General features: G+C 63.2%; 18 protein-coding genes. 11 read left to right on the top strand and 7 right to left on the bottom strand.

Annotated features, from left to right (window positions below; all coding sequences use genetic code 11):
• Positions 1 to 23: 23 nt before the first annotated feature.
• The 3 genes from VFO29_08235 to VFO29_08225 are packed head-to-tail and all read right to left on the bottom strand — an operon-like array spanning position 24 to position 2,288.
• On the bottom strand, positions 24 to 362 hold the full coding sequence (locus VFO29_08235) for a 4a-hydroxytetrahydrobiopterin dehydratase (protein HET9393485.1): 339 nt from the start codon (positions 360 to 362) through the stop codon (positions 24 to 26).
• Between the two features lie 3 nt (positions 363 to 365).
• A complete protein-coding gene (locus VFO29_08230; protein HET9393484.1) occupies positions 366 to 872 on the bottom strand; it encodes a hypothetical protein in 507 nt (168 codons plus the stop codon).
• 12 nt (positions 873 to 884) lie between these two features.
• On the bottom strand, positions 885 to 2,288 hold the full coding sequence (locus VFO29_08225; protein HET9393483.1) for an aspartyl protease family protein: 1,404 nt from the start codon (positions 2,286 to 2,288) through the stop codon (positions 885 to 887).
• 3 nt (positions 2,289 to 2,291) lie between these two features.
• Here VFO29_08225 and VFO29_08220 point away from each other — a divergent pair, with 3 nt between their 5' ends.
• The 10 genes from VFO29_08220 to VFO29_08175 all read left to right on the top strand — a co-directional run bounded on the left by VFO29_08220 (position 2,292) and on the right by VFO29_08175 (position 11,768).
• Entirely contained in the window at positions 2,292 to 2,591 is a 300-nt protein-coding gene (locus VFO29_08220) for a hypothetical protein (protein HET9393482.1), read from the top strand.
• A 92-nt stretch (positions 2,592 to 2,683) separates the two neighbouring features.
• Positions 2,684 to 3,040: a hypothetical protein gene (locus tag VFO29_08215; GenBank protein HET9393481.1), complete on the top strand. Its 357-nt coding sequence runs from the start codon at positions 2,684 to 2,686 to the stop codon at positions 3,038 to 3,040.
• 16 nt (positions 3,041 to 3,056) lie between these two features.
• Complete coding sequence (locus tag VFO29_08210) at positions 3,057 to 4,046, top strand: ABC transporter ATP-binding protein (GenBank protein ID HET9393480.1); 990 nt, start codon at positions 3,057 to 3,059, stop codon at positions 4,044 to 4,046.
• Positions 4,043 to 5,551: a beta-N-acetylhexosaminidase gene (gene nagZ, locus VFO29_08205; GenBank protein ID HET9393479.1), complete on the top strand. Its 1,509-nt coding sequence runs from the start codon at positions 4,043 to 4,045 to the stop codon at positions 5,549 to 5,551. Before VFO29_08210 ends, nagZ begins: the two co-directional genes overlap by 4 nt.
• Positions 5,538 to 6,566: a serine hydrolase gene (locus VFO29_08200; GenBank protein HET9393478.1), complete on the top strand. Its 1,029-nt coding sequence runs from the start codon at positions 5,538 to 5,540 to the stop codon at positions 6,564 to 6,566. The genes nagZ and VFO29_08200 overlap by 14 nt, the downstream gene beginning before the upstream one ends.
• Positions 6,563 to 7,711 (top strand): anhydro-N-acetylmuramic acid kinase, encoded by a 1,149-nt coding sequence (locus VFO29_08195; GenBank protein ID HET9393477.1) that lies wholly within the window; start codon positions 6,563 to 6,565, stop codon positions 7,709 to 7,711. The genes VFO29_08200 and VFO29_08195 overlap by 4 nt, the downstream gene beginning before the upstream one ends.
• The gene (locus tag VFO29_08190; protein ID HET9393476.1) at positions 7,699 to 8,598 is read left to right on the top strand and encodes a BadF/BadG/BcrA/BcrD ATPase family protein; all 900 of its coding nucleotides are present in this window, start codon (positions 7,699 to 7,701) and stop codon (positions 8,596 to 8,598) included. The genes VFO29_08195 and VFO29_08190 overlap by 13 nt, the downstream gene beginning before the upstream one ends.
• A complete protein-coding gene (murQ, locus tag VFO29_08185; protein ID HET9393475.1) occupies positions 8,595 to 9,482 on the top strand; it encodes an N-acetylmuramic acid 6-phosphate etherase in 888 nt (295 codons plus the stop codon). The genes VFO29_08190 and murQ overlap by 4 nt, the downstream gene beginning before the upstream one ends.
• Positions 9,479 to 10,996 carry a DUF4127 family protein gene (locus tag VFO29_08180; GenBank protein ID HET9393474.1) on the top strand — a complete coding sequence of 506 codons (1,518 nt, stop codon included), beginning with the start codon at positions 9,479 to 9,481 and terminating at the stop codon, positions 10,994 to 10,996. Before murQ ends, VFO29_08180 begins: the two co-directional genes overlap by 4 nt.
• Before the next feature lie 202 nt (positions 10,997 to 11,198).
• Positions 11,199 to 11,768 carry a hypothetical protein gene (locus VFO29_08175; protein HET9393473.1) on the top strand — a complete coding sequence of 190 codons (570 nt, stop codon included), beginning with the start codon at positions 11,199 to 11,201 and terminating at the stop codon, positions 11,766 to 11,768.
• 7 nt (positions 11,769 to 11,775) lie between these two features.
• Here the strand turns inward: VFO29_08175 and VFO29_08170 are convergent, their stop codons facing one another.
• Positions 11,776 to 12,666 carry a divergent polysaccharide deacetylase family protein gene (locus VFO29_08170; GenBank protein ID HET9393472.1) on the bottom strand — a complete coding sequence of 297 codons (891 nt, stop codon included), beginning with the start codon at positions 12,664 to 12,666 and terminating at the stop codon, positions 11,776 to 11,778.
• Positions 12,667 to 12,696: 30 nt separating this feature from the next.
• Between VFO29_08170 and VFO29_08165 the strand changes: the two genes are divergently transcribed.
• Positions 12,697 to 13,278 carry an NADPH-dependent FMN reductase gene (locus tag VFO29_08165; protein ID HET9393471.1) on the top strand — a complete coding sequence of 194 codons (582 nt, stop codon included), beginning with the start codon at positions 12,697 to 12,699 and terminating at the stop codon, positions 13,276 to 13,278.
• Here VFO29_08165 and mce read toward each other — a convergent pair.
• From mce to VFO29_08150, 3 genes are read right to left on the bottom strand one after another with little or no spacing between them, the layout of a single operon-like run.
• Positions 13,269 to 13,670: a methylmalonyl-CoA epimerase gene (mce, locus tag VFO29_08160; GenBank protein HET9393470.1), complete on the bottom strand. Its 402-nt coding sequence runs from the start codon at positions 13,668 to 13,670 to the stop codon at positions 13,269 to 13,271. The two genes, VFO29_08165 and mce, sit on opposite strands and share 10 nt — an antisense overlap.
• Positions 13,670 to 15,247, bottom strand: coding sequence for a methylmalonyl-CoA mutase family protein (locus VFO29_08155; GenBank protein HET9393469.1), 1,578 nt, complete (start codon positions 15,245 to 15,247; stop codon positions 13,670 to 13,672). Before VFO29_08155 ends, mce begins: the two co-directional genes overlap by 1 nt.
• Positions 15,248 to 17,014: an acetyl-CoA carboxylase biotin carboxylase subunit gene (locus VFO29_08150; GenBank protein ID HET9393468.1), complete on the bottom strand. Its 1,767-nt coding sequence runs from the start codon at positions 17,012 to 17,014 to the stop codon at positions 15,248 to 15,250.
• Positions 17,015 to 17,107 lie beyond the last annotated feature (93 nt).

Below are 17,107 nucleotides of genomic sequence, written 5' to 3'. Positions count from 1 at the left end.
TGGTTCCCGCTCTGTTCGCGGCTTCAGGCGTTCTCGCATTTGGCTGCGAAGATGAAGTCGCTCTCGGTGAGCCCCTTGATCTTGTGCGTCCAGATCTCGACGGCCACGCGCCCCCAGGACAGCGCAATGTCGGGGTGATGCCCTTGCTCCTCGGCAATTGCGCCGATGCGGTCCACGAAGTCGAGCGCTTCGCGAAAATCCTTGAAACGGTACGTTTTGCGCAATCCGGTGACGCCCGGCGAAACCTCCGCCAACTCCCAGCCGCCGCCTAACTGCGAGAGAAGCTTCTCAGCCTCGGCGCGTTCCATCGGCGGGACGCCGCCCCGGCACGGAACGCACGAGCGCCGCGCAAGTTCGATCATGGGCTAGTCCCCGGTGTCGAAGAGCCGGTCACGGGCCAAACTAATCTCACGGTGCTCCACTCGAGCCGCGATCGCTTCGGCGAGATCGCTAAGCAAGTTCTCGAGTGATTTTTCGGCGACGTTGCGCGCAATGAGTTTGTCGAAGAATGCGCCCAGCGTGCGCATCGGCACCTCGTACGTTCCGCCCAGCCAAATCTCGGAACTCGATGGGCCCGAACTGTCCACCCCTAGCGCGCCGTCAAAAACCGGAAAACCTTCGGGGCCGCGCTTCGCGCGCATCGTAAAACGAATTTGATGGCGCGGCTCGAGTTCTTCGCTCGCAATGGCGATGCGGACCGGGATGACGATATATCCGACGTCCGGCAAGCCGACGTCCCCCAAACCTAAATGCGGAGAAAGACGGGCCGATTGGCGATCGCCGGCAGCCATCTTTTGCAGAATCTCCGAGGCCGCCACGCGCGCCGGCACGGCCGGGACGTTCAAGGCTCTCTGCAGGTTAACTTTCGGCATCGTCCTCCTCGCTCACGTGTGCTTGGGAAGCAGTACCATACGCTGGCGCGCGTAGTCGAGCACGACTACGAAACTCGAGAGAAAGCCGGCTCCCAGGTGTCCGTTGGCGGTGCCTTTGAGGGTGCGCGTCGTTCCGATCGTCTGCGGGCCGGTCGTTATCGTCCCGATCTGGAGCGAGGGAATCGTGCCCATCAGCTCCACGCTGCTGCCGCCGATGCCGCCGACGCTCTCGGTGCGCGTCGGCGTGAAGAGCGTCGGATGCCCGGTGTAAAAGTCGTCGGCGAGATTGACGGTTGATTGGTCGCCGGTGTCGACCGCCAAACGCGCCATTTGTCCGGCCAGCGACACGTCAACCACCGGAACAAAATTCTCGAATGTGAGGTCGACCGCGGAACCGTTCTGCGAATCGTTGTTGCCGAATGCGATCGAGTGACGCCCGTAGTCGATCGTCAGCGGCGCAGCCGCAAAGACATCCGCGCCTAGGACGAGATCGTAACCGTAGCGATGGATGTCGCTCAGCACGACGTACTCCGCGTCGCCGAATCGTACGTTTCCGATCTGCAGCGGTCCGGTCCGGACGACTTCGGTAGCGTAAAATCCCAACCCGCGAACGCTAAAGACCCCGACGGGATTGAGGTTGAGTTGCTCGGCTAATTCCAAGCTCATCGCCAAGCCGGAGTTGCCGGTGTCGAACAAACAGCGCACGCTGACGCCGCCGAGCGAACACGTCGCATCCGGCGTCGTGCTCGCCGGATCCAGTGAAACGGACGCGGGCGCCCCGCCGAGCTGCACGCTCAAACCTTGCGGCGGCTGCAGCGGCGTAGCGACGACGTTGCGCGTCGTGTACTCTTCGATGGGCGCACCGTCGCGATCGATGCGAAACGGCAGCCAGTACGTTCCGACACGGCGGTAGTCACGCATTCTGTAGGCCGGTCCGCCGCCGGTGCTGCGCGCGCCGGTTACGCGCCAGGTCCGCTGATCGACGTACACGTCCATCGGCACGGCGGTGGGATCGGAGACGATCAGGCGCACACACGTGCACTCCGGGAGCACGATCGTGCCGCCGTCCAGCACGCGTCCGCCTTTCTGCGCGAAATCGGGAGCGAGAAAGTTCAACGCTCCGACGATGCGCAAGGCGCGCATGTATGCGTCTATCGGCGCGCTGCGCGGCAAGGCCGTGCTGTTGATCGTCACGCCATACAGGCGTTCTCCATCGAAATAGGTTCCCGGACAGACGGCTCCGCTGCACTGGCGCAGCAGAAAGCGCAGGCCTTGCGTGTCGGTTTGCTGCGTCGCGGCCTGCCCGTCGATCGTGACGGCGGCCGTGCTTGCGATGTGCGCGGCATAGACGTCGCCGTTCGCTTGACGCATATGCGCAAGGACGGAGAAGAGCGCGAGCGCCGCGGCGAACTTCATGCTGTGGACTTCCCCCTGCTCGACCGCTACCTTCTCGAATCCAAGCCATCCAAGGACGAGGTCGTCGCGGCGCTCCTGGCTGAGCGGCCGCAGGCCCCAGGCGCCGATCCGTTTTACGAGGGGATGAAGATTCTCGGGGCCCGGACGCCGGATCTCTCCCTGATGGCGCTGCGCCTGGTGCTGGCCGGCAAAAAGGCGGACGATGCCTCCGTCAAACGCTTTCGCGCGATCGTCGAGCAGGCGCGAAAGGACGGGCCGGATGCCTCCGGCGCGATTGCTTCCTATAAGAAGGAACTGAGCTGAACTTGCAGGGCAGGCGACCTCTCGACGGGATGCTGGCAAAAGCGGAGCGTCGAAGGGAACGCGGACTTGGGCTCATCCGTTGACTTAACGACATGGTTTGGCTGCGAATTTTTGCATCGGCGACATTGGCCGCGGCTCTCGGAGCTGCCGGCACGAGCATTGCTGTTGCCGATCCGCCGCCGTGGGCGCACGTCTTGCCGCTCGTCGGCGGATCCGCTCGTTCGCACGCGACGGTTTCGGGGCGCGTTGTCGGCGTGGACTTTGCAACGAACAGTATTTTGGTTGAAACGTCGAACGGGCGCGTGCCGATCTCGGTCACACCGAGCACCAGCATTTTCCGCGGCACGAGTTTCGCTTCGTTCACGGAGCTCGGGCGCGGCTCGCACGTGGACGTTGACGTCAGCGAGATCGACGGCCGGCTCGTCGCGCAGATCATCCGCATCCGCTAGGGAACGTTAGCGCGCCGTGGCAATCGCCGCGCGCGACCTCAAAAAAAGTTATTCGCTGAAGGGAAGCCGCCGGGCTGCGCTCGACGGCGTTTCTTTATCTGTCGCCGACGGCGAAACGCTCGTTATACTAGGTCCCAGCGGCGCCGGCAAAACGACGCTCTTGCGGGTGATCGCCGGTTTGGAGAGCGCCGACGCCGGGTCGATCGTCATCGACGATCGCGATGCGACGAATCTTCCGGCCGAACGCCGCGCCGTTGCGATCGTCTTCGATCAAGACGCGCTCTTTCCGCACCTCAGCGTCGCCGAGAATCTAGCCTTTGCCATGCATCTGCAACGCCGGGAGAAGAACGCGATCGCGGAACGCGTGGCGCAAACGGCGCACGGTCTGGGGATTACCGCGCACTTGAAGAAAAAGCCCGCCGCATTGTCAGCCGGAGAACGCCAGCGCGCGTCGCTGGCACGCGCCGTGCTGAGCGATCCGCGCGTGCTGCTCCTCGACGAACCGTTAGCGCATTTGGAGCCGGCTTTGCGCGCACAGGTGCGGCGCAGCTTCGCCGAGTTCTCGAAAGCGTTTGGCGGCGCGGCAATTCATGTGACGCACGATCACACCGACGCCTTGAGTGCGGGCGACCGGCTGGCAATTCTGATCGAGGGCAAAATCGTCCAGTGCGACAAACCACAGCGCGTGTACGATTATCCGGCGACGACCGCAGTAGCTAAATTCTTCGGCTCGCCGCCGATGAATCTGCTCGAGAACGGCGCGGAGACCATCGGCATCCGCCCGGAGCACGTTGCCTTGAATAACGGCGGGACGTTGGCCGGGCGCGTTCGCACGGTGGAATCAACGGGAGCGGACACTTTCGTGAGCGTGGCGACATCGATGGGCGAACTACTGGCTCGCGTCGCTGCCTCGGCTGCGCCGCGCGTCGGCGACGACGTGGCGGTGAGCCTTCCCGAAGCGCACGTTCGCCGGTTCGACGGGCAAGCGGGAGTGTTGCACCAGTGAGCGATCTGCGCCGCTTAGCGGCGGGCGTCATGTGCGCGGGTTTCGACGGCGTGCGCGTCGGCGGCGATCTCGAGGCGCTGCTGCGCGACTTGCCGCCGGCCGGCGCCATCCTATTCGGCGGCAACATTGAATCGGTAGCGCAGACGCGCGAGCTCACCGGCGCGCTGCGCGGCATCGATCCGGAGCTGATCATCGCTATCGATCAGGAAGGCGGCCGTGTGGCGCGGATTCGCGCCGGCGTCGAGGAGATTCCGTCCATGCTTGCGATCGGCGCGGCGAACGATCCGGAATTGGCGGAAGCGGCCGGAACGCAAGTGGCGTTCGACCTGCGCCGCGCCGGCGTCAATCTCGATTTCGCGCCGGTGCTCGACTTAACGCTGTTCCGCCTGAATACGGTTATCGGAACGCGTGCATTCGGAGACGACCCCGAGCGCGTCGCCGAGCTTGCCGGCGCTTTCGCCCGCGGACTCGAAGCCGGCGGCGTCGTGCCGACCTTGAAACATTTCCCCGGGCACGGCTCGACGGCGGTGGATTCCCATCTGGACCTGCCTGCCATCGATCTCGACGAAGCAACTCTGCGCGCGCGCGACCTTATTCCGTTTGCAAAACTTCTACCCAACGCGCCCGCCGTCATGACGGCGCATATCGTCGCGCGGGCATTCGACCGCGACCGTCCGGCAACGATCTCGTACCGGATCCTGACGGAGCTGCTGCGTGACGAGCTGCACTTTGCCGGCGTCTGTTTCACCGATTGCCTGCAAATGGATGCGATCGCCAAGGGCGTCGGCAGCGAGCGCGCTGCGGTCGAGGCGCTGGCTGCAGGTGCGGATTGCGTGTTAATCAGCCGCGACCTCGAGTTGACGAAGCGCGTTGCTCTGGCGATCGCGCGCGCCGTCGAAACCGGACAACTCTCGCGCGAGCGGCTGGAAGAAGCGCACGGACGGGTGTCGCGCCTGCGCTCGCAGCTTCGCTCGCCGCTTCCGCTCGATGCGGCCGCGCCGTTCGCAGGAATCGGCGAAACGATTGGGCGTCGCGCCGTGACGTTGCTGCGCGGCGAAGCGCATGCCGATGCGTCTGCGTGCGTGGTCGTGAGCTTCGAGAGTCCGACGGTTGAAGGCGTGCAGGGCAAACACGAGCACCACGCGGCGCTGGCGGAATTCGTTGCGATAGAAGAGATCCGGCTGCCGCTCGAGCCCGAAACGCCGTCCGTGGAAAGCGTTCTCGAGCGCACGCGCGGGAAGCGGCCGATCGTGCTGATGCGGCGCGCGCACGTGTACCCGAAGCAAAGACTTGCCGTGGAGCGGATACTCGATGCGCATCGGGACGCCATGCTGGTTTCGCTGCGCGAGCCGTTCGACGCGTTCGATTTTCCGCAGGCGAGTACGGTGCTGTGCACGTACGGCGACGACCGGCCGAGCCTTGCGGGTTTGGCCGCGGTGCTGTTCGACGGCGCGCCGGCGCAAGGAGTATTCCCGCTGCACGGAGTGCCGGTTGCCGGCAGCTGATCCAGCCTTTGCGCGCGTGGATGCGATCTTGCAAGAAGCGTGCGGCAAGCAGTTCACCGGCGCCGTGGCGCGCATCGAACAGGGCGGCGTCGCGCGTTTCGAACGCGCGTACGGAGCGACGCGCGACGACGCGCTCGCGCGCCCGGTTTCCGTGGACACGCTGTTCGATCTCGCTTCGATTACCAAGCCGTTCGTTTCCACGCTGGCGCTGCGCGCGGTTGCGGCGGGCCGTCTGGATTTAGATGCAACACTCACGGAGATCTTTCCCGAGTGGCGTGACAAGCCGCACGCCGGGATCACGTTGCGAATGCTGTTGGCCCACGATTCGGGCATGAACTCGGGGGCGGATTACCGCGAGCTGCTCGATCACAACGTCGTGCGCTTTGCGCTGGAACGCGAACTTGTCGCCGCTCCCGGCGAGCGCGTGATCTACAGCGATCTCGGGTTTATCGCGGTAGGCGAGTTCTTGGAGCGGCTCGAGCACTGCAGTCTGCGCGCTCAGTCGAGGCCGGCGCTTTTTGCGCCGCCGGCGCGCATGCGCGAGCTGATTCCGGCGACGGAGGATGACGGCTGGCGCGGCCGCGTGCAGGGCGTCGTGCACGATGAGAAGGCCTATCTGATGGGCGGTACCGCCGGGCACGCCGGACTTTTCGGAAGCGCGTACGATGTTGCGTGGCTCGCCGAACAGTATTTGGCTGCCGTGCACGGACGAAGTAAGGGAACCCTTCCGGACGAACTTGCGCGCGAAGCGATCTCCGAACAAGCTTACGATCCGGTGCTGCGCCGGGGATTGGGGTGGGCCCTGAAGACCAGCGACGAGAATTCGTGCGGCACCCGGGTATCGGCCGCGACGTTCGGGCATACGGGATTTGTCGGCAGTTCAGTGTGGGCGGACCCGGAGCGCGACTGCAGCGGCGTCCTGCTTACGAATGCGGTCTATTTTGGACGTAACGACTCGCGCGATCTGCGCGCGGCATTTTACGAAGCCATGATTGAAGATTTGGGGATGCAATGATCGTCGTTGGTTTGATGAGCGGCACGTCGCTCGACGGGATCGATGCGGCGTTGGTGAGGCTCGTCCCGCGCGGCCGGTCCTATGAAGTGGACCTGCTGAACTTTCAAACGACCAAGTTCGAGGATTCGGATCGCCAGGCGCTGCACAACGTGCTGCCGCCCAACAGCGGATCGACCCGCGCGGTCGCCGAGCTGCATGCCTCGCTGGGCGATGCGTTCGCGCGAGCCGCGTTGCGGGTGGCCGGCGAGACGGAAGTAGATTTCGTCGCGTCGCACGGGCAAACGGTTTATCACGACGGCAACGCGCACACGACCCTGCAGATCGGCGACCCGTTTCGCATCCGCGAAGCGTTGAAGCGAACCGTCTGCTACGATTTCCGCAGCGCGGATTGCGCGGCCGGTGGTCAAGGCGCTCCCTTGGTGCCGTACGTGGACGCGTTGCTGCTGACCAGCGATTCGGAAGATCGGGTCGCGGTCAACATCGGAGGGATTGCGAATCTCACCGTCATTCCGCGCAGGGCGGTTCCCGCTGACGTCGTCGCGTTCGACAGCGGTCCGGGAAACATGCTGATCGATGCGTTCGTGCAAAGCCGTACCAACGGCGACGCACCGTTCGATCGCGACGGAGAGCTTGCCATGGCCGGAAAAGTTGACACCGCCGCGCTGGAGGCCATGCTGACGAATCCGTATTTCGCGCTGGCTCCGCCGAAGTCAACCGGACGCGAACGGTTCGGCGCGCAATTCTTGCGCAAGCACGCCGATCACCTCGACGCTCTCTCGCTTGAAGACGGCGTTGCGACGCTCACGGCGTTGAGCGCCGCCGCGTTAGCGGATGCGATAAAATCGAGCGCGCCGGAGCGCGCGCGCGTCTTGATCAGCGGCGGGGGAGCGAAGAATCCGGCGATCCTGCGCGAGCTCCAGCAGCGTCTGCCGCAGCACCGCGTCGAACTCTCGGATTCGATGAACGTTCCCGCGAACTCAAAAGAGGCTGTGGCCTTCGCGATTCTCGGATACGAGACGTTGCGCGCGCGCGCGGCGAACGTCGCGCGGGTTACCGGCGCGAAAGGGCCGGTCGTGCTGGGCGCGATCGCGCCGCACGATCTCTTTGAATTGATAGAAAAAGTGCGGCTCGAATGCCGAGTATAGCGGTCGGCGTGGATGCCGGCGGTTCGAAGACCGCCGTCGCGTATTCGCTGGATCGTCAGTGCAAGGGCGTTTGGTACGGTGATGCGGCCAACGCCACGGTACGCGGACCCGAACGCGCGGCAGCCGCGATTGCCGAAACCATCGAGCTGGCCTTGGATGGCGCTCTGCCCAACGCAATCTTCGTCGGCGCCGCGGGCGCCGGACGCGACCGCGTTGCCGAATTGCTGCGCGATTTGCTCGGTTCGCGTTTTGCGGGCGCGCGCATTGAGGTGCGCGACGACGCCTACATCGCGCTGCGCGCGGCCGTTCCCACCGGTGACGGCGCCGTACTGCTTGCGGGCACCGGCGCGATCGCGTACGCGGAGAAAGGCGAGCGCGGATTTCGGGCGGGCGGATACGGCTATCTGCTGGGCGACGCCGGATCCGGTTTCGGCATCGGCGCTGCCGCGATCTCATGGCTGCTATCCGCTTATGACGGACGCAAGCCGCGCGATGCCTTCGTCGAAGAGCTCGAAGCAGCGCTCGAAGTTCGCTCGCTTCATGAAACACTGCAGAAGTTTTACGGCGCCGAAGCGCCCGTTGGCGCCGTCGCGGCTGTTGCGCCGGTCGTCCTCGATCTCGCCTCGCGCGGCGATCGCAGCGCGAGCAAGATCGTGCAACCGGCCGCGGCCGAGTTGACGGAGCTGGTGAAGACTGCGATAAAATCGGCGGGTCTGGCCGGCTCGAGCGCGCCGATCGCGTTTGCCGGCGGTCTGCTCCGGTCGAGCAGTCTGCTGACATACTTGATCGAGACGCGCCTGCTCAACGATTTTCCGAATATGCCGATGCTCAAAGATACTCCCGAAGCGTACGCCGGTGCGCTCGGCGCCGCGGAACGTTTACTGTGAACGATCTGCCGCAGACCGAGGCGCGCAACCCGAAAACCGCCTCGCTCGACGAGATGCGCACGGTCGAACTGGTCGAGGTGCTCGCGCGCGAGCAAAGCGACTCGGTTGCTGCCGTTGTAGCCGTTACAGATCAACTTGCCACCGCGGTCGACGAGATTTCTATGCGTCTGAGTTCCGGCGCGAGACTGCACTACGTCGGTGCGGGGAGCAGCGGGCGGCTCGGCTTTCTCGACGCCTCGGAGATGCCGCCGACATTCGGAACGGACCCGTCGCTGGTGTGCGCTCATATCGCCGGCGGCCGCGAAGCGCTCACGCACGCGATCGAAGGCGCCGAAGATGACGGCGACGCGGGCGAGCGCGAGATGCGCGGCCACGTGAAGTCCGGCGACGCGGTGGTCGGCATCAGCGCGAGCGGCGGCGCGCCGTTTGTCGTAAGAGCGGTGGAGACTGCTCGCGAGATCGGCGCCTGGACGTTGGGCGTTGCCAACAATCCCGGATCGCCGCTTGGAGAAGCTGCGGATCTCGCGATCGTTCTGCAGACGGGGCCGGAACCGCTCACGGGATCGACGCGTTTGAAGGCCGGCACCTCGCAGAAGATCCTCTTGAATACGCTCTCCACCGCGACAATGGTGCGCTTGGAGAAAGTCTACGACAATCTCATGGTGGACGTCGTCACGTCGAACATCAAACTTCGTAAGCGCGCGTTGCGCTTGGTGATGGAACTCGTTCCGGCGGACGAAGCGGAAGCCGCCAAATTGCTGGACGCCGCGCAAGGCCTTGTCAAGGTTGCGGTTGTCATGGGCCGTAAGGGCCTGACCGCCGAGGAAGCAGGGACTGTTTTGGAATCGCACGGCGGCTCGCTCCGCCGCGCAGTCGCGCAATGATCGGTGCGCTGCTGCTTGCAAGCATCGCGTTCGTGCCGCTGGACGACCGGCCCGTAACTCGCCAACTTCCGCAACTCTTGGGCCGAATCGCGGGCGTGCCTGTTCTCGAACCGCCGAAAGAGCTTCTGGGCAACTATCTTGACGCCGGCAAACCCGACGCGATCATGGCATGGCTGAACGGGCCGGAAGCCACGCGCGCCAACTCGTTTGTCGTGAGCACCGACATGCTGGCGTACGGCGGTCTTATCGCCTCGCGCGTTCCGGGCGCATCGTATGCCGACGCGTATTTTCGTTTACGCAATCTGCAGCGGCTACGGTCTCGACACGCCGGCGGATGGATCGGCGCATTCGGGACGATCATGCGGCTGGCGCCCACCGGCATTCCGCCGGTCGGACGCGCGCAAACGTTTTTCGCGCCGTATCCGATCTGGACGTATCTGCAGGAGTACGCCGGTCTGCACGACCCGCCGCTGCCCAAAGAAGAAGCGCGCGCCGCGCAGCTGCGCACGCTCATCGGCGAGCCGGTGCTGCAAGCGTATCTCGACACGCGTTATCGAGACTACGCCGTCGACAACCTGTTAATTCAGCTCACCGCGAGCGGCGCAATCGATACGCTCGTGCTCGGACAGGACGATGCAGGACCCGTGGGCCTGCACGTCAAGGAAGTACGCGCGCTGCAAGACGCGGTGACGATGGCACGCGTCGAGGATCGCGTCGCGATTGAGCCCGGCGCCGATGAACTCGGGATGGCGATGGTCTCTCGCGCGATCGCGCGCAGCATCGGCTGGACTCCGCGCGTGGCCGTGCGCTACTCGATGCCGGATGGCGCCAACGTTGCCGATCCGCTCGAATATGCGCCGATCCAAACCGCCATCGGCGGATTGATCCGGCTCTGCGGCGCGGTGCAGGACGATGCGTCGCCGGATATCATTCTGTACGTGCGCGTTCCGAATACGGACGCCGCACACGACGACGCCCTGCTGTCGAGTCTGAAAGATGATGAATCGGCCGGGCGCCGCGTGGCGCTGGCCGACCTGACATTTTTGGAGAAGACGTTTACATCGCAAGCGGGTTTCGCACAGCGCCTACTCGATAGCGGCATTGCAAGCAAGCTCGAGGCGTACGCGTCTTGGAATACGAATGCGAACACCGTCGGCACGGCAGTTGCTGAATCCGTCGCGGCCGGCGCGGGCCGGCGCGCCGGGACGTACGATCCGGTCGCGCACGCCGAGTTTACCTTCGACCGGATCGTTGACGACTATGCTTTTCACGACTTCGTTCGCCCGCAGATCAACGCCGCGCTGAACGCGCAAGGGATTACGGATCATACCTTCCTGTTAGCCGAACAGGCAGCTCCGATAGCCCAACTCAACACCACCGAGCTGTGGAACCGGGCGGACGCGATCCTCAAGCAGCTCTATCCCGGCTACCACATCGCTGCGGTTCAAATCACCCTGCCCTGGAACCGCACGTTCGAGACCGGGATAGAGATCGCGCTCGCGCCGAACCTTTGAAGGGAACGCAACGCCTTCTGCGCCAAATCCGTGGGGCCGGTTCATCCGTTAGGAGATTCCGATGTTCGTATTTCTTCGTCGCACAATCATCACGTCGGCCGCGCTCGCCCTCTTCGCTTGCGCCCCCGCACTAGCAGTCGACTACGGCCGGTGGTTCTGGTCTACGGCCGGGGACGCAAAGCCGTTACCTGCGAGCGAGTGCGTGAAGCGCGCGCCGGAGGCTTTGACGTCGCAAGGTTTCTCGCCGCACGTCTCCGGGACGAATCCGGCGTACATCGACGCATCGACCGGTCTCATTTCGGTGACGATGTTCTGCGTCGCGCAGCCGAAGGGGTTCTACGCGATCATGGTCGTGATGAGCGATGACGGCACGAAAAGCGCGCTCAGCGTCGGGAATGCGATCAGCACCGCGTTCTGGGGCGCGAATGTGGGCGCGGGCGGCGGCGCGACTGCAACCGGAGCGGGCGGAAGCTGGCAACTGAGTTCCAACTGCGCGTTCGTCGGCAGCGGATGGCAGAGCACACTCGATCTCAATCAGGCGGCCAATGGGGCGCTGAGCGGATCCGTGCGTAACGATCCGTTAACGCCCGCAGTTGTCGGCGGACAATTCACCGGAACCACGATGACTTTGACGCTGCGGCCATCCGACTGGGCTTCGAACCTGGAATTAACGGGCGACCTGAGCGGGTCGAAGATCGCCGGTAAAGTGCATCATCTCGGCGCCGACGATTGCACGTTTACGATGGTACGGATAGCCGGGTCGAGCGCGTAACAGCTAGCTAGTGCACTAACTCCGAGGCGAGCACGAACTGCACGCCCTCGGCCTGCATTTTAGGATACATCGCTTGCAGCGCGGCTAGCGTCGTCGGCCGGGGATGACCGATCGCGATTGCCGATCCGTTCCGTTTAGCAACCGCCACCGTCTCCTCCAACATTTTTTCCGTGTAGGCGACGTCCGCTTTATTATCCAGGAAGACGCTGCGCGCAGCCGCCGGGACGCCGGCATCTTGCGCAACCCGCTCCCCGACCGATTGCATGTTCGTGCGCGAATCGATGAAGAAGAGATCGTGCGTTTTCACGACGGCCATTACGTCGCGCATAACGCGCGGGTCGGCGCTGGCCTTGCTGCCTTCGTGGTTATTTAAGCCTTTTGCCAGCGGCACTTGGGCGATGTCATCCTCGGCCTGCGCAGCGATCTGCGCATCGCTCATCGCCGTCGTGATCTCTCCGGGGCCGGCGGTGTCGCGTCCCAGCGGTTCCATGGGAAGATGCAGCATAACGCCTTTCCCGGCATCTGCAGCTTCTTTGGCAATCTGCGAAGTGTAACGCACGTGCGGCAGCACCGAGAGCGTGAGCGGAATGGGAAGCGCCAAATACCCGCGTTCGGTGGTAGGCCATTGGCCGGCGTCGTCGATGATGATCGCGACGGTGAATGCGCCGGGTGTGGCATTGGGAACCGAACTGGCAAGCGGCGACACTGACGCGAGCGGCGCAGGCGAGGGCTGCTCGGTTGCTAGCGGAGTGTGGGGAGAAGCCTGCGGCGGCTCCGCTATTCGCACCGGTCTGCGCGGCATACTGTACATCTGGCCGAAGAGCGCCCACGAAACAAACGCCGCCAGCAAAAATGCGATCAAAAGGAAGAGCAGCCGGCGCGCCATTGCGGCGGGCATTCTTCAATCGCATGTCGGATACCTCAACGCATGGCGCTAAAAGTTCCGGTATTGTTTGGCTCGGTGCGGACGCACCGCCGTGGCATCAAGGCTGCTCGCTACGTTGTAAACGAGCTGAAGAACTACGGATGCGATCCGGTCTTGGTCGATGCCAAGGAGTGCGACCTGCCGATCCTCGACAAGATGTACAAGGAATTCGATCCCGGTACGGCGCCGCCCAAGTTGGAAGAACTCGCGAAGCTGTACGAATCGGCCGACGGTTTTGCGATCGTGGCGGGCGAATATAACCACGGCATGCAACCGGGTCTAAAAAACTTGCTGGACTATTTTCTGGAGCACTATTATTGGCGGCCGTCCGCCATTATTTGCTACTCCGGCGGATACTTCGGTGGCGTGCGCGCAGCGGTGCAGTTGCGGTCGGTCCTCGGCGAACTAGGGATGCCGTCGATCTCCTCGATTCTGCCGATTCCGCGAGTGGGCGACGCGTTTACCGATGACGGCACGCCCACAGATCCGAAATTCCACCATCGCAACGAGGAGTTCTTCAAAGAATTCGTTTGGTACATGGAAGCCCTGAAAGCGCAGCGCGCCAAAGGCCCGCCCTACGAGTGAGTTTTTTGGCAGAGCTCGATCAGCACGCCGGCCGTGCTTGAGGGATGCAAGAACGCAATCATATTTCCGTGCGCGCCCTTGCGCGGCTGTTCGTCAATGAGCCGAACGCCGTCCGCTTTGAGCCGAGCTAGCTCTGCGCGAAGGTCAGCCACGCGATAGGCCGTGTGGTGCAGCTTCGTTTCTGCATCGCCGCGGTAACGGGCGATCGATGAACTCTCGTCGAGCGGCCGCAGAAGTTCGATAACCGAGTTTCCGGCTTGCAATCCGACGGCTTCAACGCCTTGGTCGGCGATCGTCTCGCGGTAGATCTCCTTAAAGCCGAGCGTGTTCGTATAAAGATCTAAAGTTTTCGCCATATCCTTGACGACGATGGCGATGTGGTCGATCTCCACTATGCTACGCCCTGCGGAGCCCGGTAGACGCCGAAAACTTCCCGAAGAACGTTGCAAATTTCGCCGAGCGTCGCTCCCGCATCCACGGCCTCGACGAAATGCGGCATGAGGTTCTGCGAGCCTTGGGCAGCGGTGCGCACAGCATTCAAGCGTTCTTCGACGTTCGCGGCGTCTCGAGTCTCGCGCAACTGCTTGAGGCGGTCCGCTTGCGCGCGTTCGATCCCGGCGTCAAGATGCTGTAACGGAATAGTTGTTTGTGAAGCGCCTTCGGCAAACTTGTTGACGCCGACGACGATCTGTTCGCCTCTTTCGATGGTTTGCTGCGCGCGATAGGCGGAGTCGGCGATGCGCGATTGCATCCACCCGCTCTCGATGGCGGCGACGCTTCCGCCCAACGCATCGACTTCCGCAATCAGCGCCGCAGCGCGCTCGATCAGCTCGTTCGTGAGGGATTCGACGTAATACGAACCGGCTAAGGGATCGGCCACGTTTGGAACGCCGCTTTCGTAGGCGATGATCTGCTGCGTGCGCAGGGCGACCTTGGCTGATTCTTGCGTCGGTAAGGCGAGTGCTTCGTCCTTGCCGTTCGTGTGTAGCGATTGTGTCCCGCCCAGAACTGCAGCGAGAGCCTGGAGCGTTACACGCACGACGTTGTTGTCGGGCTCCTGCGCGGTCAGCGTCGAGCCGCCGGTTTGCGTGTGAAAGCGAAGCATCTGCGAGCGAGCGTCTTTGCAACCGAATTCATCGCGCGTTATGTGCGCCCAGAGGTACCGTGCCGCGCGGAACTTGGCTACCTCCTCAAACAGATCGTTATGCGCGTTCCAGAAGAAGGAGATGCGCGGCGCAATCGCGTCCAGTTCCAGCCCGGCCGCCCGCGCCGCTTGCAGATATGCTTTGCCGTTTGCTAGCGTGAACGCGATCTCTTCGAGTGCCGTCGAACCCGCTTCGCGAATGTGATAGCCGGAGACCGAGATCGTGTTCCATTCGGGAACGTGCTCGGCGCAATACGCCATCACGTCGGTAACCAAGCGCATCGAGTGGTTGGGCGGGTAGATGTATGTTCCGCGGGCGACGTACTCTTTGAGGACGTCGTTCTGCACCGTGCCGCCGAGTTTGCCAAACGGAATTTTGCGCCGGCGCGCTACCGCCAGCAGCATCGCGAGGATGATTGATGCCGGCGCATTGATCGTCATCGAGACCGTCACGCGATCGAGCGGGATCTCGTGCAGAAGCGTTTCCATGTCGGCCACGCTGTCGATTGCCACGCCGACCTTGCCGACTTCGCCGCGCGATTGCGGCGCGTCGGAATCGTAACCGAGTTGCGTCGGAAGATCGAAGGCGACCGAGAGTCCGGTCGTGCCGTGCTCGAGCAAATACCGGTAACGGGCGTTTGATTCCGCAGCGCTTCCGAAGCCGGCATATTGGCGCATCGTCCACAGGCGGCCGCGGTACATGTCCTTGCGCACGCCGCGCGCATACGGAAACGCACCGGGCTCGGCGAGATCGTGCGCCTGTCCCTCAATGCGATCGTACACGGGCTCTAGCGGGATGCCGCTGCCGTTTTCCTCAGGGCTCATTTATTGGATCGTTGCAAGAGCTGAATGTGATTCCACTGTTTCGCCTGGTTTGACGAGTACCCTCGCTACCGTACCGGCTTTGTGCGCGCGGATCTCGTTCATCATCTTCATCGCTTCGACTACTGCGACTACCTGGCCGGCCGTAACGCTATCGCCTTCGCTAACAGGCATTTCCACGACGACTCCGTGCATCGGTGAGACGACGTCGTCACCGCTTGCGGTGACCTTTCGATTGTTGCGCCCAGCGCGCGGCGCTTTCCGAGCCGCGTTTGCCGACGGCCGATTAAATAACCGGACGTGATAGAGCTTGTCGTTGACTTCAACGGTGATGTTTTCGGAGCGCCCCTCGTCACGGGCGCCTACGGCGCCCTGCTCGGGGTGGTTCGACGAGCTCACCATGACACTGGTGAAATCCGTCCGATCGGTAGCATAACGCTTGGCTGCGAATGTTTCGAGGGTAGAGGTCGTGTATGTGCCGTCCATAACCGGCGGATGGTCGCAGAGATCGCGCAACAGCGGTAACGTCGTCGGCACGCCCTCGATGTGATACTCGTCGAGCGCGCGGCGGAAGCGCGCGAGCGCTTCGTCACGAGTCGGCGCCCATACTACGAGTTTAGCGATCAGCGAGTCGTAGTCTGCCCCGATGGTAAAGCCGGGAAACGCTGCGGAGTCGATGCGGACGCCCAAACCGCCTGGTTCGCGGTAAGCGGAAATTGTGCCGGGCGCCGGGCGAAAATCGTGCGATGGATCTTCGGCGTTGACGCGACCTTCGATTGAATGGCCGCGAAAGCTGATGGCGTCTTGCGCATATTCCAACGGCTCACCGGAGGCGGCGCGGATCTGTTCGCGGATCAGGTCGAGGCCGGTGATCATTTCCGTCACCGTGTGCTCGACTTGAATGCGCGTGTTCATCTCAAGGAAATAAAACTCGTCGCCGCTGACCAGCCACTCGATCGTCCCGACGCTGTCGTACGCGATGGCTTTTGCGGCCAGGACGCCGGCTTCGCGAATTCCCTCGCGCACGCGTTGCGCCACGCCTGAGGGCGCCTCTTCCCAGAGCTTTTGATGCCTCCGCTGCAGCGAACAATCGCGCTCGCCGGCGTGCAGCACGTTGCCATGCTTGTCCGCCACAATCTGCAGCTCGATATGCTTGGGATTCGCCAAGTAGCGTTCGGCGTAGATCGCGCCATTCTTGAAATACGCCTCGGCTTCGCGCTGCGCGGTCGAAAGCGCGGATGCGAGTTCATCGACCGTATAGGCGACTTTCAATCCTTTGCCTCCGCCGCCGCCCGACGCTTTGAGCGCGAGCGGCAGGCCATATTTTTCGGCTGCCTTTCGCGCCGCGGCCACATCTGCGATAACTTCAGTACCGCCCGGGACGACCGGAACGCCGGCCGCGATCATTGCTTGCCGCGCGCGCATCTTGTCACCCATCGCGTCGATGGCATCGGGGTGCGGTCCGATCCACGTCAAGCCTGCCTCGTTTACCGACCGCGCAAATGCGGCATTTTCTGCCAAAAAACCGTAGCCAGGATGAATGGCTTGCGCACCGGAGCGTCGCGCGATGTCCAGAATGCGTTCGACGTTCAAATAACTGAGCGTCGGACTCGCCGGTCCCAGCAAATACGCTTCGTCGGCTAAGCGAACGTGCGTCGCATCGCGATCGATCTCCGAGTACACCGCGACCGTTTGCAAGCCCATCTCGCGCGCCGTACGAATCACGCGCACCGCGATCTCGCCGCGGTTGGCGACTAAGAGTTTTTCCACGTAGTGCGCTCTCTCGTCTGCTGCGCGTACCGCGCATCGCTCGAGCGTGGTTCGACAAGCTCACCATGACACATTAACTTCCAACGTGATTTT

It is taken from the genome of Candidatus Rubrimentiphilum sp., assembly GCA_035710515.1.
Taxonomy (GTDB): domain Bacteria; phylum Vulcanimicrobiota; class Vulcanimicrobiia; order Vulcanimicrobiales; family Vulcanimicrobiaceae; genus Rubrimentiphilum.
Note: the sequence above shows the minus strand (reverse complement) of the source record. Positions and strands in the feature narration are given on the sequence as shown.

Coding starts and splice junctions, on each gene's coding strand:
- VFO29_08190 (HET9393476.1), top strand. CDS start 7,699: ATGCCGAGTATAGCGGTCGGCGTGGATGCCGGCGGTTCGAAGACCGCC.
- VFO29_08155 (HET9393469.1), bottom strand. CDS start 15,247: ATGAGCCCTGAGGAAAACGGCAGCGGCATCCCGCTAGAGCCCGTGTAC.
- VFO29_08195 (HET9393477.1), top strand. CDS start 6,563: ATGATCGTCGTTGGTTTGATGAGCGGCACGTCGCTCGACGGGATCGAT.
- VFO29_08215 (HET9393481.1), top strand. CDS start 2,684: ATGGTTTGGCTGCGAATTTTTGCATCGGCGACATTGGCCGCGGCTCTC.
- VFO29_08180 (HET9393474.1), top strand. CDS start 9,479: ATGATCGGTGCGCTGCTGCTTGCAAGCATCGCGTTCGTGCCGCTGGAC.
- VFO29_08165 (HET9393471.1), top strand. CDS start 12,697: ATGGCGCTAAAAGTTCCGGTATTGTTTGGCTCGGTGCGGACGCACCGC.
- VFO29_08230 (HET9393484.1), bottom strand. CDS start 872: ATGCCGAAAGTTAACCTGCAGAGAGCCTTGAACGTCCCGGCCGTGCCG.
- VFO29_08235 (HET9393485.1), bottom strand. CDS start 362: ATGATCGAACTTGCGCGGCGCTCGTGCGTTCCGTGCCGGGGCGGCGTC.
- VFO29_08170 (HET9393472.1), bottom strand. CDS start 12,666: ATGCCCGCCGCAATGGCGCGCCGGCTGCTCTTCCTTTTGATCGCATTT.
- VFO29_08225 (HET9393483.1), bottom strand. CDS start 2,288: ATGAAGTTCGCCGCGGCGCTCGCGCTCTTCTCCGTCCTTGCGCATATG.